21 protein-coding genes are annotated in these 21,386 nt (G+C 54.0%); 19 read left to right on the top strand and 2 right to left on the bottom strand.

Annotation, left to right across the window (positions count from 1 at the left end):
- The first annotated feature begins 105 nt into the window (after positions 1 to 105).
- The 9 genes from pdxB (at position 106) to purF (ending at position 9,202) form a co-directional block, all read left to right on the top strand.
- Positions 106 to 1,242 (top strand): 4-phosphoerythronate dehydrogenase PdxB, encoded by a 1,137-nt coding sequence (gene pdxB / locus KHQ26_RS18855; RefSeq protein ID WP_004174968.1) that lies wholly within the window; start codon positions 106 to 108, stop codon positions 1,240 to 1,242.
- A gap of 63 nt (positions 1,243 to 1,305) precedes the next feature.
- Complete coding sequence (locus KHQ26_RS18850; RefSeq protein WP_002913227.1) at positions 1,306 to 2,319, top strand: aspartate-semialdehyde dehydrogenase; 1,014 nt, start codon at positions 1,306 to 1,308, stop codon at positions 2,317 to 2,319.
- Positions 2,319 to 3,131, top strand: coding sequence for a tRNA pseudouridine(38-40) synthase TruA (gene truA, locus KHQ26_RS18845; RefSeq protein WP_002913226.1), 813 nt, complete (start codon positions 2,319 to 2,321; stop codon positions 3,129 to 3,131). Before KHQ26_RS18850 ends, truA begins: the two co-directional genes overlap by 1 nt.
- Before the next feature lie 26 nt (positions 3,132 to 3,157).
- Positions 3,158 to 3,817 (top strand): DedA family protein, encoded by a 660-nt coding sequence (locus KHQ26_RS18840; protein ID WP_002913221.1) that lies wholly within the window; start codon positions 3,158 to 3,160, stop codon positions 3,815 to 3,817.
- Between the two features lie 185 nt (positions 3,818 to 4,002).
- Positions 4,003 to 4,923: an acetyl-CoA carboxylase, carboxyltransferase subunit beta gene (gene accD, locus KHQ26_RS18835; protein WP_002913220.1), complete on the top strand. Its 921-nt coding sequence runs from the start codon at positions 4,003 to 4,005 to the stop codon at positions 4,921 to 4,923.
- 75 nt (positions 4,924 to 4,998) lie between these two features.
- Positions 4,999 to 6,267 (top strand): bifunctional tetrahydrofolate synthase/dihydrofolate synthase, encoded by a 1,269-nt coding sequence (folC, locus tag KHQ26_RS18830; protein WP_002913219.1) that lies wholly within the window; start codon positions 4,999 to 5,001, stop codon positions 6,265 to 6,267.
- Positions 6,257 to 6,946 carry a cell division protein DedD gene (gene dedD, locus KHQ26_RS18825; protein ID WP_004151102.1) on the top strand — a complete coding sequence of 230 codons (690 nt, stop codon included), beginning with the start codon at positions 6,257 to 6,259 and terminating at the stop codon, positions 6,944 to 6,946. The genes folC and dedD overlap by 11 nt, the downstream gene beginning before the upstream one ends.
- A gap of 216 nt (positions 6,947 to 7,162) precedes the next feature.
- Entirely contained in the window at positions 7,163 to 7,651 is a 489-nt protein-coding gene (gene cvpA / locus KHQ26_RS18820; protein ID WP_002913214.1) for a colicin V production protein, read from the top strand.
- A 33-nt stretch (positions 7,652 to 7,684) separates the two neighbouring features.
- The gene (gene purF, locus KHQ26_RS18815) at positions 7,685 to 9,202 is read left to right on the top strand and encodes an amidophosphoribosyltransferase (RefSeq protein ID WP_002913213.1); all 1,518 of its coding nucleotides are present in this window, start codon (positions 7,685 to 7,687) and stop codon (positions 9,200 to 9,202) included.
- Between the two features lie 41 nt (positions 9,203 to 9,243).
- Here purF and KHQ26_RS18810 read toward each other — a convergent pair whose 3' ends face one another.
- Positions 9,244 to 10,671: a sigma-54 interaction domain-containing protein gene (locus tag KHQ26_RS18810; protein WP_004174974.1), complete on the bottom strand. Its 1,428-nt coding sequence runs from the start codon at positions 10,669 to 10,671 to the stop codon at positions 9,244 to 9,246.
- A gap of 210 nt (positions 10,672 to 10,881) precedes the next feature.
- Here KHQ26_RS18810 and KHQ26_RS18805 point away from each other — a divergent pair, with 210 nt between their 5' ends.
- The 5 genes from KHQ26_RS18805 to KHQ26_RS18785 all read left to right on the top strand — a co-directional run bounded on the left by KHQ26_RS18805 (position 10,882) and on the right by KHQ26_RS18785 (position 17,025).
- Positions 10,882 to 12,279 (top strand): diaminopimelate decarboxylase family protein, encoded by a 1,398-nt coding sequence (locus KHQ26_RS18805; protein WP_004174976.1) that lies wholly within the window; start codon positions 10,882 to 10,884, stop codon positions 12,277 to 12,279.
- A gap of 94 nt (positions 12,280 to 12,373) precedes the next feature.
- A complete protein-coding gene (locus KHQ26_RS18800) occupies positions 12,374 to 13,795 on the top strand; it encodes an APC family permease (protein WP_004174978.1) in 1,422 nt (473 codons plus the stop codon).
- 1 nt (position 13,796) lies between these two features.
- The gene (locus KHQ26_RS18795; protein ID WP_004174980.1) at positions 13,797 to 14,900 is read left to right on the top strand and encodes an alanine/ornithine racemase family PLP-dependent enzyme; all 1,104 of its coding nucleotides are present in this window, start codon (positions 13,797 to 13,799) and stop codon (positions 14,898 to 14,900) included.
- A gap of 64 nt (positions 14,901 to 14,964) precedes the next feature.
- Positions 14,965 to 16,350 (top strand): amino acid permease, encoded by a 1,386-nt coding sequence (locus KHQ26_RS18790; RefSeq protein ID WP_016831539.1) that lies wholly within the window; start codon positions 14,965 to 14,967, stop codon positions 16,348 to 16,350.
- Positions 16,351 to 16,455: 105 nt separating this feature from the next.
- Positions 16,456 to 17,025: a UbiX family flavin prenyltransferase gene (locus tag KHQ26_RS18785; protein WP_016831538.1), complete on the top strand. Its 570-nt coding sequence runs from the start codon at positions 16,456 to 16,458 to the stop codon at positions 17,023 to 17,025.
- A gap of 80 nt (positions 17,026 to 17,105) precedes the next feature.
- On the opposite strand, the gene KHQ26_RS18780 is transcribed toward KHQ26_RS18785, so the two are convergent.
- Entirely contained in the window at positions 17,106 to 17,267 is a 162-nt protein-coding gene (locus KHQ26_RS18780; protein WP_004140952.1) for a hypothetical protein, read from the bottom strand.
- A 40-nt stretch (positions 17,268 to 17,307) separates the two neighbouring features.
- On the opposite strand from KHQ26_RS18780, the gene argT reads away from it, so the two are divergent.
- The 5 genes from argT to hisP all read left to right on the top strand — a co-directional run bounded on the left by argT (position 17,308) and on the right by hisP (position 21,385).
- Positions 17,308 to 18,090: a lysine/arginine/ornithine ABC transporter substrate-binding protein ArgT gene (argT, locus tag KHQ26_RS18775; protein ID WP_002913210.1), complete on the top strand. Its 783-nt coding sequence runs from the start codon at positions 17,308 to 17,310 to the stop codon at positions 18,088 to 18,090.
- A 267-nt stretch (positions 18,091 to 18,357) separates the two neighbouring features.
- Positions 18,358 to 19,140 (top strand): histidine ABC transporter substrate-binding protein HisJ, encoded by a 783-nt coding sequence (hisJ, locus tag KHQ26_RS18770; RefSeq protein ID WP_002913209.1) that lies wholly within the window; start codon positions 18,358 to 18,360, stop codon positions 19,138 to 19,140.
- 64 nt (positions 19,141 to 19,204) lie between these two features.
- Positions 19,205 to 19,891, top strand: coding sequence for a histidine ABC transporter permease HisQ (locus KHQ26_RS18765; RefSeq protein WP_002913208.1), 687 nt, complete (start codon positions 19,205 to 19,207; stop codon positions 19,889 to 19,891).
- Positions 19,888 to 20,604: a histidine ABC transporter permease HisM gene (gene hisM, locus KHQ26_RS18760; RefSeq protein WP_002913207.1), complete on the top strand. Its 717-nt coding sequence runs from the start codon at positions 19,888 to 19,890 to the stop codon at positions 20,602 to 20,604. Before KHQ26_RS18765 ends, hisM begins: the two co-directional genes overlap by 4 nt.
- Positions 20,605 to 20,611: 7 nt before the next feature.
- A complete protein-coding gene (hisP, locus tag KHQ26_RS18755) occupies positions 20,612 to 21,385 on the top strand; it encodes a histidine ABC transporter ATP-binding protein HisP (RefSeq protein ID WP_002913206.1) in 774 nt (257 codons plus the stop codon).
- Position 21,386: the final 1 nt, after the last annotated feature.

Genomic DNA, 21,386 nt, shown 5'->3' with positions numbered 1-21,386 from the left:
ATCCTTTCGATATCGCGGTGCTGGAACCAGGTGATGAGTATGCCTGGCGGCCAGATTATGGCACACTTCCCCAGTTAACTCTCGTTCTCAGACAGGTACTGAACTGTGAAAATCCTCGTTGATGAAAATATGCCCTATGCCCGTGAGCTTTTTAGCCGTTTAGGCGACGTGCAGGCGATCCCAGGCCGTCCGGTCCCGGCCGATGCCCTGACCGATGCGGATGCCCTAATGGTGCGCTCGGTCACCCGGGTCAATGAAGCATTGCTCGCCGGCAAGGCCATTAAGTTCGTCGGTACCGCTACCGCCGGCACCGATCACGTCGATCAGGCGTGGCTGCAGCAGGCGGGGATTGGTTTCTCTGCGGCGCCCGGCTGTAACGCCATTGCGGTGGTAGAGTACGTCTTTTCATCGCTGCTGATGCTGGCTGAACGCGACGGCTTTGCGCTGCGCGATCGCACCGTCGGGATCGTCGGCGTCGGTAACGTTGGCGGGCGACTGCAAAAGCGCCTGGAAGCGTTAGGGATCAAAACTCTGCTCTGCGACCCACCGCGCGCCGATCGCGGCGACGAAGGTGACTTCCGCTCCCTCGAGGCGCTGGTCCAGGAAGCCGATGTCGTCACCTTCCATACGCCGCTGTATAAAGAAGGGCAATATAAAACCCTGCATCTGGCGGATGAGTCGCTGATAAGCCGCCTGAAGCCCGGAACGATTTTGATCAACGCCTGCCGCGGGCCGGTGGTCGATAACGCCGCACTGCTAAAGCGGCTGGAAGCTGGTCAGCCGCTGAGTGTGGTATTGGACGTCTGGGAGCCGGAGCCGGATCTAAACGTTGAGCTTCTCAAGCGAGTGGATATCGGTACCGCGCATATCGCCGGCTACACCCTCGAAGGGAAAGCGCGCGGGACGACGCAGGTTTTTGAAGCCTACAGCGCCTTTATCGGCCATCCGCAGCAGGTAGCGCTGGACACTCTGCTGCCGGCGCCGGAATTTGGCCGCATTACCCTGCATGGACCGCTCGATCAGCCGACGCTGAAAAGACTGGTCCACTTGGTGTATGATGTGCGCCGCGATGATGCGCCGCTGCGGAAGGTGGCCGGCGTCGCCGGTGAATTCGACAAGCTGCGTAAAAATTATCAGGAACGTCGCGAATGGTCTTCGCTGTATGTGCAGTGCAGCGATGAGCAGGCGGCGACGCTGTTGCGCCAGCTCGGTTTTAACGCCGTGCATCATCCTGTTCGTTAATGTCTTCTTAATGCCCCTGCCGGATACTCCGGCGGGGCCGCTTTATTTCTGGAGTTAACCACCATGTCTGAAGGCTGGAATATTGCCGTACTGGGCGCAACGGGCGCCGTAGGCGAAGCCCTGCTCGAAACTCTTGCTGAACGCCAGTTCCCGGTAGGAGAGATTTTTGCTCTGGCGCGCAACGACAGCGCGGGCGAACATCTGCGTTTTGGTGGCAAGTCGGTGATCGTCAAAGACGCCGCCGAATTTGACTGGACCCAGGCCCAGCTGGCTTTCTTCGCCGCCGGCGTCGAAGCCAGTGCAGCGTATGTCGAAGAAGCGACCAACGCCGGGTGTCTGGTTATCGATCTCAGCGGCCTGTTTGCGCTGGAGCCGGACGTACCGCTGGTGGTGCCGGACGTGAACCCGTTCGTATTAGGCGATTACCGCAACCGCAACCTGATTGCGGTGCCTAATAGCCTGACCAGTCAGCTGTTGACGGCGCTCAAACCGCTGATCGATCAGGGCGGGTTGTCGCGCATTAGCGTCACTAACCTGCTCTCCGCCTCGGGGCAGGGGAAAAAAGCGGTGGATGCGCTGGCGGGTCAGAGCGCTAAGCTGCTGAACGGCATCCCTATCGATGAAGACGATTTCTTTGGTCGCCAGCTGGCGTTCAACATGCTGCCGCTGCTGCCGGATCGTGAAGGTAGCGTGCGCGAAGAGCGCCGGATCGTCGATGAAGCGCGCAAAATTCTTCAGGATGACGGGCTGATGATCTCCGCCAGCGTCGTTCAGTCGCCGGTCTTCTACGGCCATGCGCAGATGGTGAGCTTCGAAGCGATGCGCCCGCTGGCGGCGGAGGAGGCGCGCGACGCTTTTACCCGCGGCGAGGATATCGAACTTTCTGAGGAGGGCGAATTCCCGACCCAGGTTGGCGATGCCTCCGGCAATGCCCGCCTCTCCATCGGCTGCGTGCATAACGATTACGGTATGCCGGAGCAGATCCAGTTCTGGTCGGTAGCGGATAACGTGCGCTTCGGCGGCGCGCTGATGGCGGTGAAGATCGCCGAGAAGCTGATTGAGGAGTACCTGTACTGATGTCTGAGATGGAGCAACAGCCGATCTGTAAAATCGCGCTGGGCATCGAGTACGACGGCAGCAAATATTACGGCTGGCAGCGGCAAAACGAAGTGCGCAGCGTGCAGGAGAAGCTGGAAAAGGCGCTCTCGCAGGTGGCGAACGAACCGATTACCGTCTTTTGCGCCGGCCGCACCGACGCCGGCGTCCATGGCACCGGCCAGGTGGTGCATTTCGAAACCCGGGCGCAGCGGAAAGATGCCGCCTGGACGCTGGGGGTAAATGCGAATTTACCTGGTGACATCGCGGTGCGTTGGGTCAAACATGTACCGGCGGATTTTCACGCCCGGTTCAGCGCCACGGCGCGCCGCTATCGCTACGTCATCTATAATCATCGCCTGCGTCCGGCGGTATTAAGTCATGGCGTGACGCATTTTCACCAGCCGCTCGACGCCGAGCGTATGCAGCGCGCCGCGCAGTGTCTGCTGGGAGAGAATGACTTTACCTCGTTTCGCGCGGTACAGTGCCAGTCGCGTACCCCGTGGCGCAACGTGATGCATATTAACGTTACCCGCTACGGCGCGTATGTGGTGGTGGATATCAAAGCGAATGCCTTTGTACATCATATGGTCAGGAATATTGTAGGCAGCCTGATGGAGGTCGGGGCCGGAAACCAGCCGGAGAGCTGGATGGCAGAACTGCTGGCAGCAAAAGACAGGACGCTCGCTGCGGCAACGGCAAAAGCGGAAGGGTTGTATCTGGTGTCGGTGGATTACCCGGCCCACTATGATTTACCGGTGCTGCCAATGGGCCCGCTGTTTCTGGCGGACTAATAGGGTCATTAAGGGTAAAGACAAACATGGACTTGATTCACTTTTTAATTGATTTCATCCTGCATATTGATGTGCACCTTGCCGAACTGGTTGCCCAGTATGGCGTCTGGGTTTATGCCATTCTGTTTTTGATTCTGTTCTGCGAAACCGGGCTGGTGGTGACGCCATTCCTGCCGGGCGATTCCCTGCTGTTCGTCGCGGGCGCGCTCTCGGCCTTGCCAACCAACGATCTCAATGTCCACCTGATGGTACTGCTGATGGTCATCGCGGCCATCGTCGGCGATGCGGTCAACTACACCATTGGCCGGCTGTTCGGCGAAAAGCTGTTCAGCAATCCGAACTCAAAGATATTCCGTCGCAGCTATCTGGATAAAACCCACAGCTTTTACGAACGTCACGGCGGGAAAACCATTATCCTGGCGCGCTTTGTGCCGATAGTCCGAACCTTCGCGCCGTTTGTGGCGGGAATGGGGCATATGTCCTATCGTCATTTTGCAGCCTATAACGTGGTTGGGGCGCTGCTGTGGGTGCTGCTGTTCACCTATGCCGGCTATCTGTTTGGCGATTTGCCGGTGGTGCAGGAGAACCTGAAGCTGCTGATCGTGGCGATCATCGTGCTTTCCGTCCTGCCGGGCGTGATTGAGATTATTCGCCACAAGCGGGCGGCGGCGAAGCAGGCGAAGTAGTTTAGCCTGTGTTGCGCGTGGCGGTGCAGAGCGTCACGCGCAGCGGTTTGACCACTTTTTTATCCCATGTTCCGGGATGATATGATTTAATGTGCAACATTCATGGTCTGTAAGAGGCAAAAATGGCATTATGCGCCCCTTACGACAAAACTGGCATCGACCAGGTTCAGGCAGAAAGGTTATCAATGAGCTGGATTGAACGAATTAAAAGCAACATCACTCCCACCCGCAAGGCGAGCATTCCTGAGGGTGTATGGACCAAGTGCGACAGCTGCGGTCAGGTACTCTACCGCGCCGAGCTGGAGCGCAACCTGGAGGTTTGTCCTAAGTGCGATCACCATATGCGCATGTCGGCGCGTAATCGCCTGCATAGCCTGTTGGATGAAGGTTCTCTGGTAGAACTGGGTAGCGAACTTGAGCCAAAAGATGTGCTGAAGTTCCGCGATTCAAAAAAATACAAAGACCGCCTGGCGTCCGCTCAGAAAGAGACGGGCGAGAAAGACGCGCTGGTGGTGATGAAAGGTACGCTCTACGCGATGCCGGTGGTTGCCGCCGCCTTTGAATTCTCCTTTATGGGGGGATCGATGGGTTCCGTCGTCGGCGCACGCTTTGTACGCGCGGTGGAGCAGGCGCTGGAAGATAACTGCCCGCTGATCTGCTTCTCCGCCTCCGGTGGCGCCCGTATGCAGGAAGCGCTGATGTCGCTGATGCAGATGGCGAAAACCTCCGCGGCGCTGGCGAAAATGCAGGAGCGCGGACTGCCGTACATCTCCGTGCTGACCGACCCGACCATGGGCGGCGTATCGGCGAGCTTTGCGATGCTGGGCGATCTGAACATTGCCGAGCCGAAAGCGCTGATCGGCTTTGCCGGTCCTCGCGTTATCGAGCAGACCGTACGCGAGAAGCTGCCGCCGGGATTCCAGCGCAGTGAGTTTCTGATTGAAAAAGGGGCGATCGATATGATCGTTCGCCGTCCGGAAATGCGTCTCAAGCTGGCCAGCATTCTGGCGAAGCTGATGAACCTGCCGGCGCCGGTTGCCGTTTCGGAAGCGCCTCATGAAGGCGTGGTGGTGCCGCCGGCACCGGATCAGGAACCTGAGGCCTGATAAAGCAGAGGGCAGGGCCTGGCGGCGCTGCCCTTTTTTATTCATACGCGTTAACCGTCAATTCTTACGGGCATCATGGAAAAAGATCCTATTCCTCAGGCCACGTCGCCCCTGGCTACGTGGCTTTCTTATCTGGAACATCTGCACAGTAAAACCATCGACCTTGGGCTGGCGCGCGTCAGCGAGGTCGCCGGGCAGATGGATATCGTTAAACCGGCGCCGTTCGTTTTTACCGTCGCGGGCACCAATGGCAAAGGCACCACCTGCCGCACGCTGGAAACCATCCTGATGGCGGCCGGTTATAAAGTGGGGGTCTACAGCTCTCCGCATCTGGTGCGCTACACCGAACGCGTGCGCATTCAGGGGGCTGAACTGCCGGAGGCGGCGCATACGGCTTCGTTTGCTGAAATCGAAGCGGCGCGGGGTGACATCTCGCTGACCTATTTTGAATACGGCACGCTCTCGGCGCTGTGGCTGTTTAAGCAGGCGCAGCTGGATGTGGTGATCCTTGAGGTCGGGCTCGGCGGGCGTCTCGACGCCACCAACATCGTTGATGCCGACGTCGCGGTGGTCACCAGCATCGCCCTCGATCATACCGACTGGCTGGGCCCGGATCGCGAAAGTATCGGCCGGGAAAAAGCGGGCATCTTTCGCGCCGGTAAACCGGCGGTGGTGGGGGAGCCGGATATGCCGCTCACCATCGCGGAAGTGGCTAGCGAGAAGGGCGCGCTGCTCCAGCGCCGCGGCGTCGACTGGCGCTATGAGGTGGAGGGCGAAACGTGGTCCTTCCGCGATACGGCAGGGGCGTTAAGCCACCTGCCTCTGCCTCAGGTGCCGTTGCCGAATGCGGCGACGGCCGTGGCGGCGCTGCGCGCCAGCGGACTTGCCGTGGATGACGCTATCCTGCGCGCAGGGATCCGCGATGCGATGCTCCCGGGACGCTTTCAGATAATCAGCGATGCCCCGCGAGTGATCCTCGATGTGGCGCACAACCCGCACGCGGCGGCCTATCTCGCCGGGCGTCTCAAAACGTTAGCGAAAACGGGACGCGTGCTGGCGGTTATTGGTATGCTGCATGATAAGGACATCGCCGGCACGTTGGCCAATCTGGCTCCGGAAGTCGATGCCTGGTACTGCGCGCCGCTGGAAGGCCCGCGCGGCGCGACGGCAGAGCAGCTGGTGGAACATTTGCGCTGCGGTACAGTCTATAGCAGCGTGGCGCAGGCGTGGCGTGCGGCCATGGCTGACGCTAAAGTGGAAGATACCGTGCTGGTGTGTGGTTCGTTTCACACCGTAGCGCAGGTTATGGAAGAGATAGACGCGGGGAGAATCGGTGGCGAGTAAGTTTCAGAACCGTTTAGTCGGGACAATCGTGCTGGTGGCGCTGGGGGTGATTATCCTGCCAGGGCTGCTGGACGGGCAGAAAAAGCATTACCAGGATGAGTTTGCCGCGATCCCGCTGGTACCGAAACCAGGCGATCGCGATGAACCGGATATGTTGCCGGCGGCAACCCAGGCGTTGCCTTCGCAACCGCCGGAAGGGGCGGCGGAAGAGGTGCGGGCGGGCGATGCCGCCGCGCCATCGTTAGATCCATCGCGTATTCCGGTGAACAGCAACAGCTTCGATGACGTTCAGGAGCCGGTGGTGGCCGCGAAACCGCAGCCCAAGCCGCAGCCGAAACCGCAGCCGCAACAGCAGGCCGCGACGCCAACGCCGCCGCCGGCTAAGCCACAGCAGCAACAGCCATCGCAGCAGCAGGCGGCCCTGCCAGCGCCGACCGGCAAAGCCTATGTGGTTCAGCTGGGCGCGTTGAAGAACGCCGATAAGGTGAATGAGATTGTCGGTAAACTGCGGGCCTCGGGTTTCAAAGTCTATACGTCGCCTTCGACGCCGGTACAGGGTAAAATTACCCGCATCCTCGTCGGCCCGGATGCGTCAAAAGACAAGCTGAAAGGCCAGCTGGGCGATCTGCAGCAGATCTCCGGGCTTAGCGGGGTGGTGATGGGCTTCACCCCGAACTGATTGTTTTTTCCGCCATGCGGAGAGAACGTGGCGGGGAGAAACGCCCCGCAAACCCTGTCTCAGCCGCCCTGAAGAGGCGAAAGGCAGTCTGGCGTTGAATGTTTTTTCAGCGCCATTTTTATTTCTGTAGGGCATGGAAATCCCTACGCAAACGTTTTCTTTTTCTGTTAGAATGCGCCCCGAACTGGACGACAGGGCGTAAATCGTGGGACGTATATGGTCTGGATTGATTACGCCATTATGGCGGTGCTGGGTCTTTCTTGCCTGGTCAGCCTGATCCGCGGCTTTGTTCGCGAAGCTTTATCGTTAGTCACGTGGGGTTGCGCGTTTTATGTCGCCAGCCATTACTACGCTGACCTGTCTGTCTGGTTTACGGGCTTTGAGGATGAACGAGTTCGAAATGGGATTGCTATTGCGGCGCTGTTTATCGTGACGCTCATCGTTGGCGCTATCGTGAACTATGTGATAGGCCAGCTGGTGGAGAAGACCGGTTTGTCAGGAACCGACAGGGTATTGGGGATCTGCTTCGGCGCGCTACGTGGGGTGCTGATCATCGCCGCTATCCTGTTCTTCCTGGACACCTTTACCGGGATGGCGAAGAGCGATGACTGGCATCAGTCGCAGTTTATTCCCTATTTTACCCCCGTCATCAGATGGTTTTTTGAATACCTGCAAAGCTCGTCAAGTTTCTTGCCTAAAGTATAGACTTTGGGTCGTTGCTGAACGAGGAAAAGACGTATGTGCGGTATTGTCGGTATCGCCGGTGTTATGCCGGTTAACCAGTCGATTTATGATGCGCTAACGGTGCTCCAGCACCGTGGACAGGATGCCGCTGGCATCATCACCATTGATGCCAACAACTGCTTCCGGTTGCGTAAGGCTAACGGGCTGGTAAGCGACGTATTCGAGGCCCGCCACATGCAGCGTATGCAGGGCAATATGGGTATTGGCCACGTGCGTTATCCTACGGCGGGCAGCTCCAGCGCCTCCGAGGCGCAGCCGTTTTACGTTAACTCGCCGTATGGCATCACATTGGCGCATAACGGCAACCTGACCAATGCGCACGAGCTGCGTAAAAAGCTGTTTGAAGAAAAACGCCGCCATATCAATACCACCTCTGATTCCGAAATCCTCCTCAATATTTTCGCCAGTGAGCTGGATAACTTCCGTCACTACCCGCTGGAAGCGGACAACATCTTCGCGGCGATTGCGGCGACCAACCGCCTGATTCGCGGCGCGTACGCGTGCGTGGCGATGATCATCGGGCATGGCATGGTGGCCTTCCGCGACCCTAACGGCATTCGTCCGCTGGTGCTGGGTAAACGTGACGTTGGCGACGGTCGCACCGAGTATATGGTGGCCTCGGAGAGCGTGGCCCTTGATACGCTTGGTTTTGAATTCCTGCGCGATGTCGCGCCGGGCGAAGCGGTCTATATTACCGAGAAGGGCCAGCTCTATACCCGTCAATGTGCCGATAATCCGGTCAGCAACCCGTGCCTGTTCGAGTACGTCTATTTTGCCCGTCCGGACTCGTTTATTGACAAAATTTCCGTCTACAGCGCCCGCGTCAACATGGGGACTAAGCTGGGCGAAAAGATTGCCCGCGAGTGGGAAGATCTGGATATTGACGTCGTTATTCCGATCCCGGAGACCTCCTGCGACATCGCGCTGGAAATCGCCCGCATTCTCGACAAACCTTATCGTCAGGGCTTCGTGAAGAACCGCTACGTCGGCCGGACGTTTATCATGCCCGGTCAGCAGCTGCGTCGTAAATCTGTTCGCCGTAAGCTCAACGCCAACCGTGCGGAATTCCGCGATAAGAACGTGCTGCTGGTCGATGATTCCATTGTACGCGGCACCACCTCGGAGCAGATCATTGAGATGGCGCGTGAAGCAGGGGCGAAAAAAGTGTATCTCGCCTCCGCTGCGCCGGAAATTCGTTTCCCGAACGTGTACGGTATCGATATGCCGACCGCCAACGAACTGATCGCCCATGGCCGCGAAGTGGATGAGATCCGCCAGATCATTGGCGCCGACGGCCTGATTTTCCAGGATCTCAACGATCTGATCGACGCGGTGCGCGCGGAGAACCCGGATATTCAGCAGTTTGAATGCTCGGTGTTCAACGGCGTATATGTGACCCGGGATGTCGACCAGCAGTACCTCGACTATCTTGACTCCCTGCGTAACGATGATGCCAAAGCGGTCCAGCTGCAGAACGAAGTCGAAAACCTCGAGATGCACAACGAGGGGTAAATCATCTATAGCAGCCAGCGGCGTTCCGTCGCTGGCGTTGCTTAACGGTGTACGACACCAAAACGAATGCCGTATTTCTGTACCTTATAGTTCAGCGTCGTTCGGGAGACGTTGAGACTGCGCGCCGCCGCCGCAATATTTCCCTGGTAAGTATCCAGCGCGGTTTCTATTAGCCCCCTTTCATAGCTTGCTACCCGCGCCTCGAGAGAACTTTCGTTATCCGGTTCTGCTACCGGGAGAGAGGGGGGCTGTGTTGGGTTTTCCGGGCCGCCTAAACTCAGTTCTTCATTTTCAAAAACGATCTTTTTCAGCATGCCATCTGTCTCCTGCATGATCATGCTGCGGACAATCGCGTTTTCAAGCATCCTGACATTGCCCGGCCAGGTATGGCTCAGTAGCGCAATGCGTGCCGCCTCGCTGAGACCATGGATATCTTGCGGAACTTCACTGCGATATTTATCAATGAAATAATTAGCCAACAGAGGAATATCTTCCGGGCGAGTGCGCAGTGGTGGCAGCATGAGCATTCCGACGTTAAGCCGGTAAAATAGGTCCGGGCGCAGTCGCTCTTGCTGGATTAATCGCGCCGGGGCTTCATTCATCGCGGCAATAATCCGCACATCGGAATGGATGGGTTGCTGACCGCCTAGCCTCCAGAATGTTTTATCTTGCAAGAAGCGAAGCAACTTACTTTGCATCTCGATTGGCATTGCGTTCAGTTCATCAAGGAAAAGTGTTCCCCCGTTCGCCAACTCCAGATAGCCCTGACTGTTCTCTGCGCCAGTGTAAGCGCCGCGCATGGTGCCAAAAAGCGTACTTTCCACCAGGGTTGGCGGCAGTGCTCCACAATTCAGGGCAATGAAAGGTTTGTTAGCGCGCTTACTGCATTGGTGGATAAGACGGGAAAAAAGCTCCTTGCCAGTACCCGTTTCGCCAACAATTGTCACGGGAATATTACTCACCGCCAGACGTTTAGCTTTTGCAATATTGGCAAGCATTTCCGCGTTTTCAGTAATGATTGCATGGTGCTTTTCATGGCCCTGAGCGTAAAGCAGATGGTTGAGCTCAACAACCTGTTCCTGTAATCGCCGGACGCCGGACATATTCCTGCCGATCTCGATGACACCGACCATATTGCCCTTGCTGGAGTAGAGCGGGGCGGTGGTATGCTGATAATCCACCGCCTGGCCCCGGGCATTGTAGTAAATCTGGTAATGGCCAATATACTCAACCCCGTCTTTTAGTGAAGAAAGCATCGTACTTTGGTTTTCTTTCATACTGGGGTAGACATCCAGCATATGTTTACCCATCGCTTGTTCAATACTGTACCCGTCCAGATCCGCGCTTTCCTGGTTGTAATACACGTATTCACCTCGTTCATTAATCACGGCCAGCGGTTGATGTATCAGATCGAAAAAACGAGAGAACATTTTAAGTGCTGAAGCGAGCTCTTCATTGGTGGATGCCATAACGAAATCAAATCCTTTCTACCAGTTATATCCCTATTTTAAATGTGACAATTTTTCGTCGCTATGATGAATAACAAACCATTTGACGAAAAATATAAAAATATCGACTTTATAACTTATTGAATATTAACGATAAATATTTGGCACGCTTGTTGCTATATCCATTATGAAACATGTGGTTTTTTGACAGAACAACAAGCAGAGGGTGTTATGACTGACTCCATTATCGAAAATTACAATCAATTACGGCAGAAAGTTGTCGAGGACGATCGACGCTTCCAGCAGAAGGACGGCCACCTGTGTTTTGAAGGTGTGGATCTCGATGCTTTAGCGCGTAAGTACCCGACGCCGTTTTATGTTTTCTCTGAACCAGAAATTATTCGTAATATCAAAGAGATCGAACAGGCATTTGCCGCACATAAAAATACAAAAACTTTTTTTGCATCAAAAACCTGTTCCGTCATGGGGGTACTGAAAGCCATTCGGGATGCTGGAATCTGCGCCGAAGCGAATTCGCAGTATGAAGTCCGTAAATGCCTTGAGATTGGTTTTCGCGGGGATCAGATCGTGTTCAACGGTGTGGTGAAGAAGCCCGCCGACCTGGAGTTTGCAATTGCCAACGATCTGTATTTGATCAACGTCGATAGCCTGTATGAACTGGACCATATCGACGCGATCTCTCGTAAGCTTAAGAAAGTGGCTAACGTTTGTGTGCGCGTAGAACCTAATGTTCCTTCAGCCACACATGCTGAACTGGTCACTGCTTTCCACGCTAAATCCGGTCTCGACCTGGAACAGGCAGAAGAGACCTGTCGTCGGATCCTGGAGATGCCTTATGTCCATCTGCGCGGATTGCATATGCACGTAGGTGATCAGGTACCTGAATCAGAACCCTTTGCCAAAGCCACGAAAGTTCTGGTGGACGAATCTCGTCGTCTGGAAGAAGTGTTAGGCATTAAGTTTGATTTGATCAACGTGGGTGGCGGCATTCCGGTTCCTTATAAATACGATGAAGAAAACGGCGACCCGCTCAAAGACAATATGTACGCCGGGATCACCGCGCAGGATTTCGCGGATGCAGTGATCCGCGAGGTGCATAAATGGCGTACTGACGTTGAAATCTGTATTGAGCCAGGGCGCAAAGTCACTGGCTCCGCTGCGGTATTGCTAACAGAAGTCGCCTGTGAAAAGCGTAAAACAAACTATGACCTTGATGGCAATGTGGAGTGCCACGTTGAATGGAAGTTTGTTGATGCGGGGTACAGCATTCTGTCCGATAGCCAGCATTTCGACTGGTTCTTCTATGTTTACAATGCCTCCCGAATGACCGAGGCTCATGATGCATGGATCAAGCTTGCCGGCCCTCTGTGTGATGGTGGTGACTATTTCCATATGGGCGTTAAAGGAGAAGAATTCCTGATGCCGAAATCCACCGCGCCCGGCGATATTGTCGCGTTTCTTGATGCCGGGGCGTATACCATTGAAAGCCAAACTGTCTATAACAACCGCCCGCGTTCTGCCGTGGTGATGATTGATAAAAACGGACATGACCGTTTAATTCGTCGGGAAGATAGTTACGAAGATATGGTCAAGTACGACCTTTATTAAATCTGTGGTTTGGGCTTCAGATAATGACTGAAGCCTCTGGATAACGCGATTCTGCAGGGGCGGTCACGCCCCTGAGGGATAACAGGAGATAGCCATGAGTAACAATAGTTCTGGCTTACTTGGTATTAAAGACATTGTTTTTATGAATGTCATTGCCATTCTTAGTTTGCGACAAATACCCAACGTTGCGCCTTATGGGGCTTCTGCGATGCTGTTATGGGTAATTGCCGCATTTTGTTTGTTCTTTCCTCTGGCAATGGTATGTGGCGAGCTGTCCACCGGTTGGCCGAAAGACGGTGGTATTTTTGTCTGGATTAAGGAGGCGTTTGGGAAACGTATCGCCTGGATTGTGGTGGTTTGTTTCCTGTTTTCATGTGTGCTGTTTTTCCCGCTGATGCTGCAATTCGGTTTTACCGCTCTGGGATATATGATTGGTAATGGTCTGGCAGAAAATAAGGCATTCATCGGCATTGGTTCGGCAGTCATCTTCTGGCTACTGACGCTAATGAATATTCGCGGTATGGAATGGACGAAAATCATCAACAGCGTCAGCGCCTGGTGTGGTGTGTTTATTCCTTCGGCGATTTTAATTATTCTGGCGATTGTCTGGCTGCTCACCGGTCATCCGATGCAGACGAACTATACGAGCGCATCAAACTGGGTGCCCGATCTTGGACACTGGGATACCATTGTATTTCTGTCCAGTATGATGTTCGCTTTTGCCGGTCTGGAGGTCGCACCGATGATCGCCGGGCGCACCCGTAACCCGCAGCGTGATTTCCCGCGGGCGATGGCTGTTTCTGCCGCCGTCATTGTCGGGATATATATGGTTGGTACCTGGGCACTGAATACGCTATTACCAGCAGGAAAAACCGATATTGTTGCTGGTGTCATGCAGGCTATGCACGCTGCAGCCGATACTCTCCATATGCCATGGCTGATTCCGGTGATGGCTATCTGCATGTTTTTCGGCGCGTTGGGCCAGATTAACTCATGGCTGGTTGGCCCTATCTACATGCTTCAGGAAGCTTCTCGTGAGGATAACCTGTTAGGCGATAAAATTGCGCAATTGCATCCTGTCTGGAAAACGCCTGCTTTTGCGCTAATGGTTCAGGCGATTATTGTTACGGTATTGTGCTTCTCAACCTTTATCTCGCCAAGCGTTGCGGCGGCCTACTGGATGCTGACTGCGCTCACCACGATAACCTATTTTATCCCCTACCTGGTGATGTTCCCCGCGTTCTGGCGCCTGCGCAAAACGCAGCCTGACACACCACGAAGTTTCAAAATTCCGGGGAAAGTGCTACCTGCCGTACTACCTGCATTAGGTTTTATTTCTATCGCCTTTGCCGTTGTGTTGCTGTTTATTCCGCCATCACAAATCGATATGGGCGGGTATTTCCAGTATGCCGGCAAGATTATTGGTGGGGCATTACTGGCGATTGTTGTCGCTGAATGGATTTACCATCGCGCTTTAAAACGCAATACACGTCTGGGTATGGTGAAGGGGAAATAATATGTATATGCCAACGCTCAAAATCAATTTACGCAAACTGGAAGAAAATGCGCGAACTGAGAAAGCTTTGTTAGCCAGTAGCGGTATTGACGTTATGGCGGTTAATAAAGTCTTTGATGGCTGTGTGGAAACTGCACAGGCAGTTTTTGATGGCGGAATTCATATTATTGCCGAATCAAGAACTTATAACTTGAAAAAAATCCGTGAGATCGGTTGCACGACTTGTTTACTTCGTAGCCCTTGCCTGAGTGAAATTGAAGATGTCGTTCGCTATGCAGACATTAGCCTAAATAGCGAGCCAGTGGTATTGCGCGCATTATCAGAAGAGGCTCGTCGCCAGCGGAAAACTCACCAGGTTCTACTGATGATAGACATGGGCGATTTACGGGAAGGCATTTGGTTTAGCGAATATCAAAAAATTCTCGATACTATTAACCTTATCAAAACATTGCCTTGTCTCGATCTGTATGGTCTTGGCACTAATTTCAACTGCTATGGCACCGTTCTGCCAACGGTAAAAAACGGCGAGGATTTCCTGGCTCTGGCTTCTCGACTGGAACGAGACAGCGGATTGACGATTCGTCGCTTATCTGCCGGTAATTGTACCAGCTATCACCTGCTGGATAAGGGCATTTGGCCGAAAGGGCTGAACCATCTGCGCATTGGTGGGTTACATGAATTTGGTATCGAATATGTAGAGATGAAATATCTCAATGAATTTCACCACTCCGCAAAGCCTGTAGAGAAAGCGTGCTCGGATATGTATGTGCTGGAGGCCGAGATTATCGAGTTAAACAGCAAACCGACAGTCCCGGTTGGTGAGTTGGGGGTGGATGCATTCTTGCAGAGTAAAACCTTTACCGATAACGGCATCCGCAAGCGTGCATTACTGGCATTTGGTCGCCAGGATGTCCCGTCTGATAACTGTGTGCCATGTCATGACAGTATCACCATTCTGGGGCAGACCAGCGATCATACCCTGGTGGATATTGAGGATTGCCCATTACCACTGCAGGTGGGTGATGTGATTAGCTTTGAACTTGATTACACCGGGCTATTGATGGCTTGCCAGACCAAAGGCGTTGCTATCCGATTTATTCGATAAGAAAAACGCTGCGGGTTTGACCCGCAGCGTCATTCTAACCCCCTATAAAAAACAGAGAGGTATGATGAGTACCCTGCAAGAGCCCCCTCTGACAGAGCAAACGGGTGGATTACGCCGTAACTTAAAAAAGCGCCATTTACTGATGATGTCGTTAGGCGGAACGATAGGAACGGGCTTATTTATCGGGATTGCCGAACCCCTGTACAGCGTTGGGCCTGCTGGCACTCTTCTGGCTTATTTATTAGCCGGTGGGATAATGCTGGCGACGATGATGTGTCTTGGCGAATTATCGTGCGCGTTTCCCCACTCTGGCTCATTTCAGCATTATGCATTGATGTTTATTCCAAACCCGATCTGGAGCTATACCATCGGGTGGCTATACTGGTTTAGTTGGGTATTTTCCCTGGCTGCTGATTTAACCGCTGCAGGTTTTATCGCCCACCATTATTTCACCACCATACCTGTCTATGAATTCTGTCTTTATATTCTCATTGCATTAACGCTCGTTAATCTTTTTTCAGCGAATAGTTTTGGTGAGTGTGAATACTGGCTATCGGCCATTAAAGTTTTTGCTATCGTGTTATTTATTGCGGCAGGAGGTGTCATGATCTATTCGTTATCAGGACATGCCGGCTGGCACCCGACATTAAAAACGTCGGGGGGCTGGTTTCCTCATGGCTGGTGGCAAATTCTGGTTTGCATGACCATCGTTATCTATTCTTTTCAGGGAGTTGAACTGGTCGGAAATGCGGCTGGGGAAACCGAATCGCCCCATACAATTTTACCGAAAGTTATCCTGGGAATTGGTGTTCGGATCATTTTATTTTATGGCCTGGCGATTGCTATTCTCGCGCTGGTTTATCCACGTGATCGACTGCCTGACGGGCAAAGTCCTTTTGTTTGGGTCTTTTCCCATGTGGGCATTCCGGGGGCGGATACCTTGATGACGTTGGTGATCTTTTCTGCGGCGGTGTCGGCTGCGAATTCGGCAATTTATGCCAGTTCGCGAATGTTATGGTCGATGGCGGGCGACCATTTCGCACCGGCACGTTTTAGCCGGGTAAGCCGCAATGGCGTCCCGGTGAATGCGATTTTGCTGACTGCCGTTTTGGCACTGGTATCGATGCTTACCCGTTATATTTCCGCACAGCAGTTATATCTCTATTTGATCGCCAGCACCGGGCAGGTAGGGTGTCTGGCCTGGATTGTGATTGGCTGGTGTCAGTATCGTTTCCGGCGTGCGGTGGACCGGGGCGAATATCCAAGTAGCCTGCTGCGCTATCGCTCCCCTTTTTTTCCGTGGGTGGCGGCAATTGTGATAGTCACCAATATCGCCATCATCATCGGCACTTGGTTCAGTCAATCCGGAATGTTGATTATGCTGATAGAATTGTTATTTATGACCTGCATTATCGCGTCATGGTTTATATTCAGGCCCATCCTGAAATAGGAAAAAGTATCTGGTCTTTGTACTTGTAGGTCCTAACGCATCATGGTTGCGTCTGACAGCGTAATCCGGCAAAGTGGCCCCAATTATAGCAACAGGGTGGTCCCCGTGAAACGACTGATTATTGGCATTTCCGGCGCCAGCGGCGCCATTTACGGCGTGCGGATGCTGCAGGTGCTAAGAGATGTGCCGGATATTGAAACTCATCTCATCCTCAGCCAGGCGGCGCGCCAGACGTTGGCCATGGAGACCGACTACTCCGTACGTGAGGTGCAGGCGCTAGCCGATGTGGTGCATGACGCCCGCGATATCGCCGCCTGTATCTCTTCCGGTTCGTTTAAAACCGCCGGGATGGTGATTTTACCCTGCTCAATGAAGACGCTCTCGGGCATTGTCCATAGCTATACGGATGGCCTGCTGACCCGGGCGGCGGATGTCGTGCTGAAAGAGCGTCGTCCGCTGGTGCTCTGCGTGCGGGAAACGCCGTTCCATTTGGGCCATCTGCGTCTGCTGGTTCAGGCTGCAGAGCTGGGGGCGGTGATAATGCCGCCGGTACCGGCTTTTTACCACCGGCCACAAAGCCTGGACGATGTCATCAACCAGACCGTCAATCGGGTACTCGATCAATTTGATATTAGTCTGGAGCGCGACTTGTTTACCCGCTGGCAGGGGGCCTAGTGTCGCACTATAGTGGTGCATGAAATGTACGCTTGCGCTCCGGTGGTGCAAATTTGTTGCCGCGATCAAATCCTCGACATTTATTTCGTCTTTTTGCGCTCAGGCGCTGCGGTTTCGCCAGTAATGCTGGTATCTTCCCTTTTAAGACAATCCTGCAACTTTATTTTAACAAATTTAACCCTGTTCCCGGCACGCACCGGGAAGATGGCACAAAAACTGCAGGATTGATCGGCAATCACCATAACAAGCAACGCACCACATCACGACACTTAAGGGTACTGTATGAAGAAGACGATTCTGGCTCTCTCTTTACTCGTGGGAATGAGCAGCACGGCCAGCGTGTTTGCTGCTCTGCCGCAGAGCATTCGCATTGGCACTGACGCGACCTATGCGCCATTTTCGTCGAAAGACGCGAAAGGGGACTTTGTTGGTTTTGATATCGATTTAGGCAATGAGCTGTGCTCCCGAATTAAGGTGAAATGTACCTGGGTCGGCAGTGATTTTGACTCCCTGATCCCCTCCCTCAAAGCGAAGAAAATCGACGCCATCATCTCTTCCCTCTCTATTACCGAGAAGCGCCAGCAAGAGATCGCCTTCTCTGACAAGCTATATGCCGCTGACTCGCGTCTGATCGCCGCCAAAGGGTCGCCGATCCAGCCGACGCTGGAGGCGCTGAAAGGCAAGCACGTCGGCGTGCTGCAGGGTTCTACTCAGGAAGCCTATGCTAACGACCGCTGGCGCAGCCAGGGCGTTGACGTGGTGGCTTACCAGAACCAGGATCTGATCTATTCAGACCTCGCAGCTGGCCGTCTGGATGCGGCGCTGCAGGATGAAGTCGCCGCCAGCGAAGGCTTCCTGAAACAGCCTGCCGGGAAAGATTTCGCCTTCGCCGGCCCGTCCGTTAAAGACAAAAAGTACTTTGGCGACGGCACCGGTATCGGCCTGCGTAAGGACGACGCCGAGCTGAAAGCCGCGTTTGATAAAGCGCTGGGCGAGATGCGTAAAGACGGCACCTACGACAAAATGGCGAAGAAATACTTCGATTTTAACGTGTACGGCGACTAAGACTGCTGCAGGCCCGCACAATGGGGTGGGCCTGCCGCCAGGTTCGTATCCATGTCCCAAAAGGGTGCATCTAAACGCGCTGTGGATCATTTCAGTGCAAAAGCAGCCAGTTTTTTGGCTAAAAAATGCATAGTTAAGCGTTTCTGATGCAAAAAATCGGCCTTTCTGGTGCATAAATCTTTGCCCTTAAGGGGCGAATAATGGCACGATAACTGGCGTAAATAGTTCTAATAAACCCGTTAGAATGACAGTCTGTCGAGGATAGTTATGAAAAAACTGGCGTTGTCTCTCTCTTTAGCGCTGGCCCTTTCCAGCGTTTCCACGGTCTTTGCCGCCATCCCGCAAAAAATTCGTATCGGTACCGATCCGACTTATGCTCCCTTCGAATCGAAGAATGCGCAGGGAGAATTGGTCGGTTTTGATATCGATCTGGCAAAAGAGCTGTGTAAGCGTATTAATACGCAATGTACCTTTGTTGAAAACCCGCTGGATGCGCTGATCCCCTCCTTAAAAGCGAAGAAAATCGACGCGATTATGTCTTCGCTGTCGATTACTGAAAAGCGCCAGCAGGAAATTGCCTTCACTGACAAGCTGTATGCGGCAGATTCGCGTCTGGTGGTGAAAAAGGGCAGCCCGGTAACGCCGGATCTCGCCACCCTCAAGGGTAAGCGCGTGGGCGTGCTGCAGGGGACGACTCAGGAAACCTATGGCAATGAGCACTGGGCGCCGAAAGGTATCGAAATTGTCTCCTATCAGGGGCAGGACAATATCTATTCCGACCTGACCGCCGGCCGGATCGACGCCGCGTTCCAGGATGAGGTCGCGGCCAGCGAAGGGTTCCTGAAACAGCCTATCGGTAAAGATTACCAGTTTGGTGGCCCGTCAATCAAAGACGAGAAACTGTTTGGTGTTGGCACCGGTATGGGGCTGCGTAAGGAAGACAACGAACTGCGTGAAGCGCTGAATAAGGCGTTTGCAGAGATGCGTAAGGACGGCACCTACGACAAGCTGGCGAAAAAATATTTCGATTTTAACGTATACGGCGAATAATTCTCACGCCTCGCCATTGCGCGCGTTTCGCGCGCAATGGTGAATGACAGACAGGGTAGGCAGCATGCTGTATGGGTTTTCACAGGTTATTTTGCAGGGTGCGCTCGTCACCCTGGAGCTTGCGCTCAGCTCGGTCGTTCTCGCCGTCCTGATAGGGCTGGCGGGCGCTGGCGCAAAGTTATCGAGCAATCGTCCACTGGCGCTGGTGTTTGAAGGCTATACCACTCTGATCCGCGGCGTGCCCGATCTGGTGCTGATGCTGCTGATTTTCTACGGCCTGCAGATTGCGCTAAACAGCGTTACCGACGCGCTGGGCATGGCCCAGTTTGATATCGATCCGATGATCGCCGGGATTATTACCCTTGGCTTTATCTATGGCGCCTATTTTACGGAAACCTTCCGCGGCGCCTACCTGGCGGTGCCGAAGGGGCATATCGAAGCGGCTACCGCCTTTGGCTTTAGCGGCGGGCAGACGTTCCGGCGTATTCTCTTCCCGGCGATGATGCGCTACGCGCTGCCGGGGATAGGCAACAACTGGCAGGTTATCCTCAAGGCGACGGCGCTGGTCTCGTTGCTGGGGCTGGAGGATGTGGTCAAAGCCACGCAGCTGGCCGGGAAAAGCACCTGGCAGCCGTTCTACTTCGCCATCGTCTGCGGCCTGATTTATCTGGTGTTTACCACCGTTTCTAATGGCGTACTGCTGCTGCTCGAACGCCGCTATACCGTTGGCGTGAAGAGGGCTGACCTGTGATTGAAATTATTCAGGAGTACTGGAAATCACTACTGTGGACCGACGGCTATCGCTTTACCGGCGTGGCGATTACCTTATGGTTGCTGATCTCTTCAGTGGTAATGGGGGGCATCCTGGCGGTGTTTCTGGCCATCGGCCGCGTCTCGAGCAATAAGTTTATCCAGTTCCCCATCTGGCTGTTCACTTACATATTTCGCGGCACGCCGCTGTATGTGCAACTGCTGGTTTTTTACTCCGGCATGTATACCCTGGAAATCGTCAAAGGCACGGAGCTGTTGAACGCTTTTTTCCGCAGCGGGCTAAACTGCACGGTACTGGCGTTAACCCTGAATACCTGCGCCTATACCACTGAAATTTTCGCCGGCGCGATCCGCTCAGTACCCGCCGGAGAAATTGAAGCGGCGCGGGCCTACGGCTTCTCGTCAGTCAAACTGTATCGCTGCATTATTCTGCCTTCCGCGCTGCGGATTGCGCTACCGGCCTACAGTAACGAAGTGATCCTCATGCTGCACTCTACCGCGCTGGCGTTTACCGCTACGGTACCGGATCTGCTGAAAATCGCCCGCGATATCAACTCGGCCACCTATCAGCCGTTCACCGCGTTTGGCATCGCCGCGGTGCTCTATTTAATTATCTCGTATGTGCTGATTAGCTTGTTCCGTAAAGCGGAAAAGCGCTGGTTGCAGCATATCAAACCTTCTTCGACGCATTGAGAACGCCATGTCCGACAATAAATTAAACGTTATCGATCTGCATAAACGCTATGGGGAACACGAGGTGCTGAAGGGCGTCTCGCTGCAGGCGAAAGCCGGGGACGTTATCAGCATCATCGGTTCATCGGGTTCCGGAAAAAGTACCTTTTTGCGCTGTATTAACTTCCTTGAAAAACCGAGCGAAGGCACGATCGTCGTCAGCGGCCAAAATATTGGTCTGGTACGGGATAAAGACGGCCAGCTGAAGGTGGCCGACAAGAACCAGTTGCGCCTGCTGCGCACCCGGTTGACCATGGTGTTTCAGCATTTCAATCTGTGGAGCCATATGACGGTGCTGGAGAACGTCATGGAGGCGCCGATTCAGGTGCTGGGCTTAAGCAAACAGGAAGCGCGCGAACGGGCGGTAAAATATCTGGCCAAGGTCGGGATAGACGAACGTCAGCAGGCGAAGTATCCGGTGCATCTTTCCGGTGGCCAGCAGCAGCGTGTCTCTATTGCCCGCGCGCTGGCGATGGAACCGGAAGTGCTGCTGTTTGATGAGCCGACCTCCGCGCTGGATCCGGAACTGGTGGGCGAAGTGTTACGCATTATGCAGCAGCTGGCAGAAGAGGGAAAAACCATGGTGGTGGTGACCCATGAAATGGGCTTTGCCCGCCACGTCTCTTCACATGTCATTTTTCTGCATCAGGGTAAAATTGAAGAAGAAGGGCATCCGGATGCGCTGTTTGGCGCGCCGAAAAGCCCGCGCCTGCAGCAGTTTCTGAAAGGTTCGCTGAAATAAT

This window comes from Klebsiella sp. 10 (genome assembly GCF_018223925.1).
Taxonomy (GTDB): domain Bacteria; phylum Pseudomonadota; class Gammaproteobacteria; order Enterobacterales; family Enterobacteriaceae; genus Klebsiella; species Klebsiella pneumoniae.
This window is presented reverse-complemented; position numbering and strand designations above follow the sequence as displayed.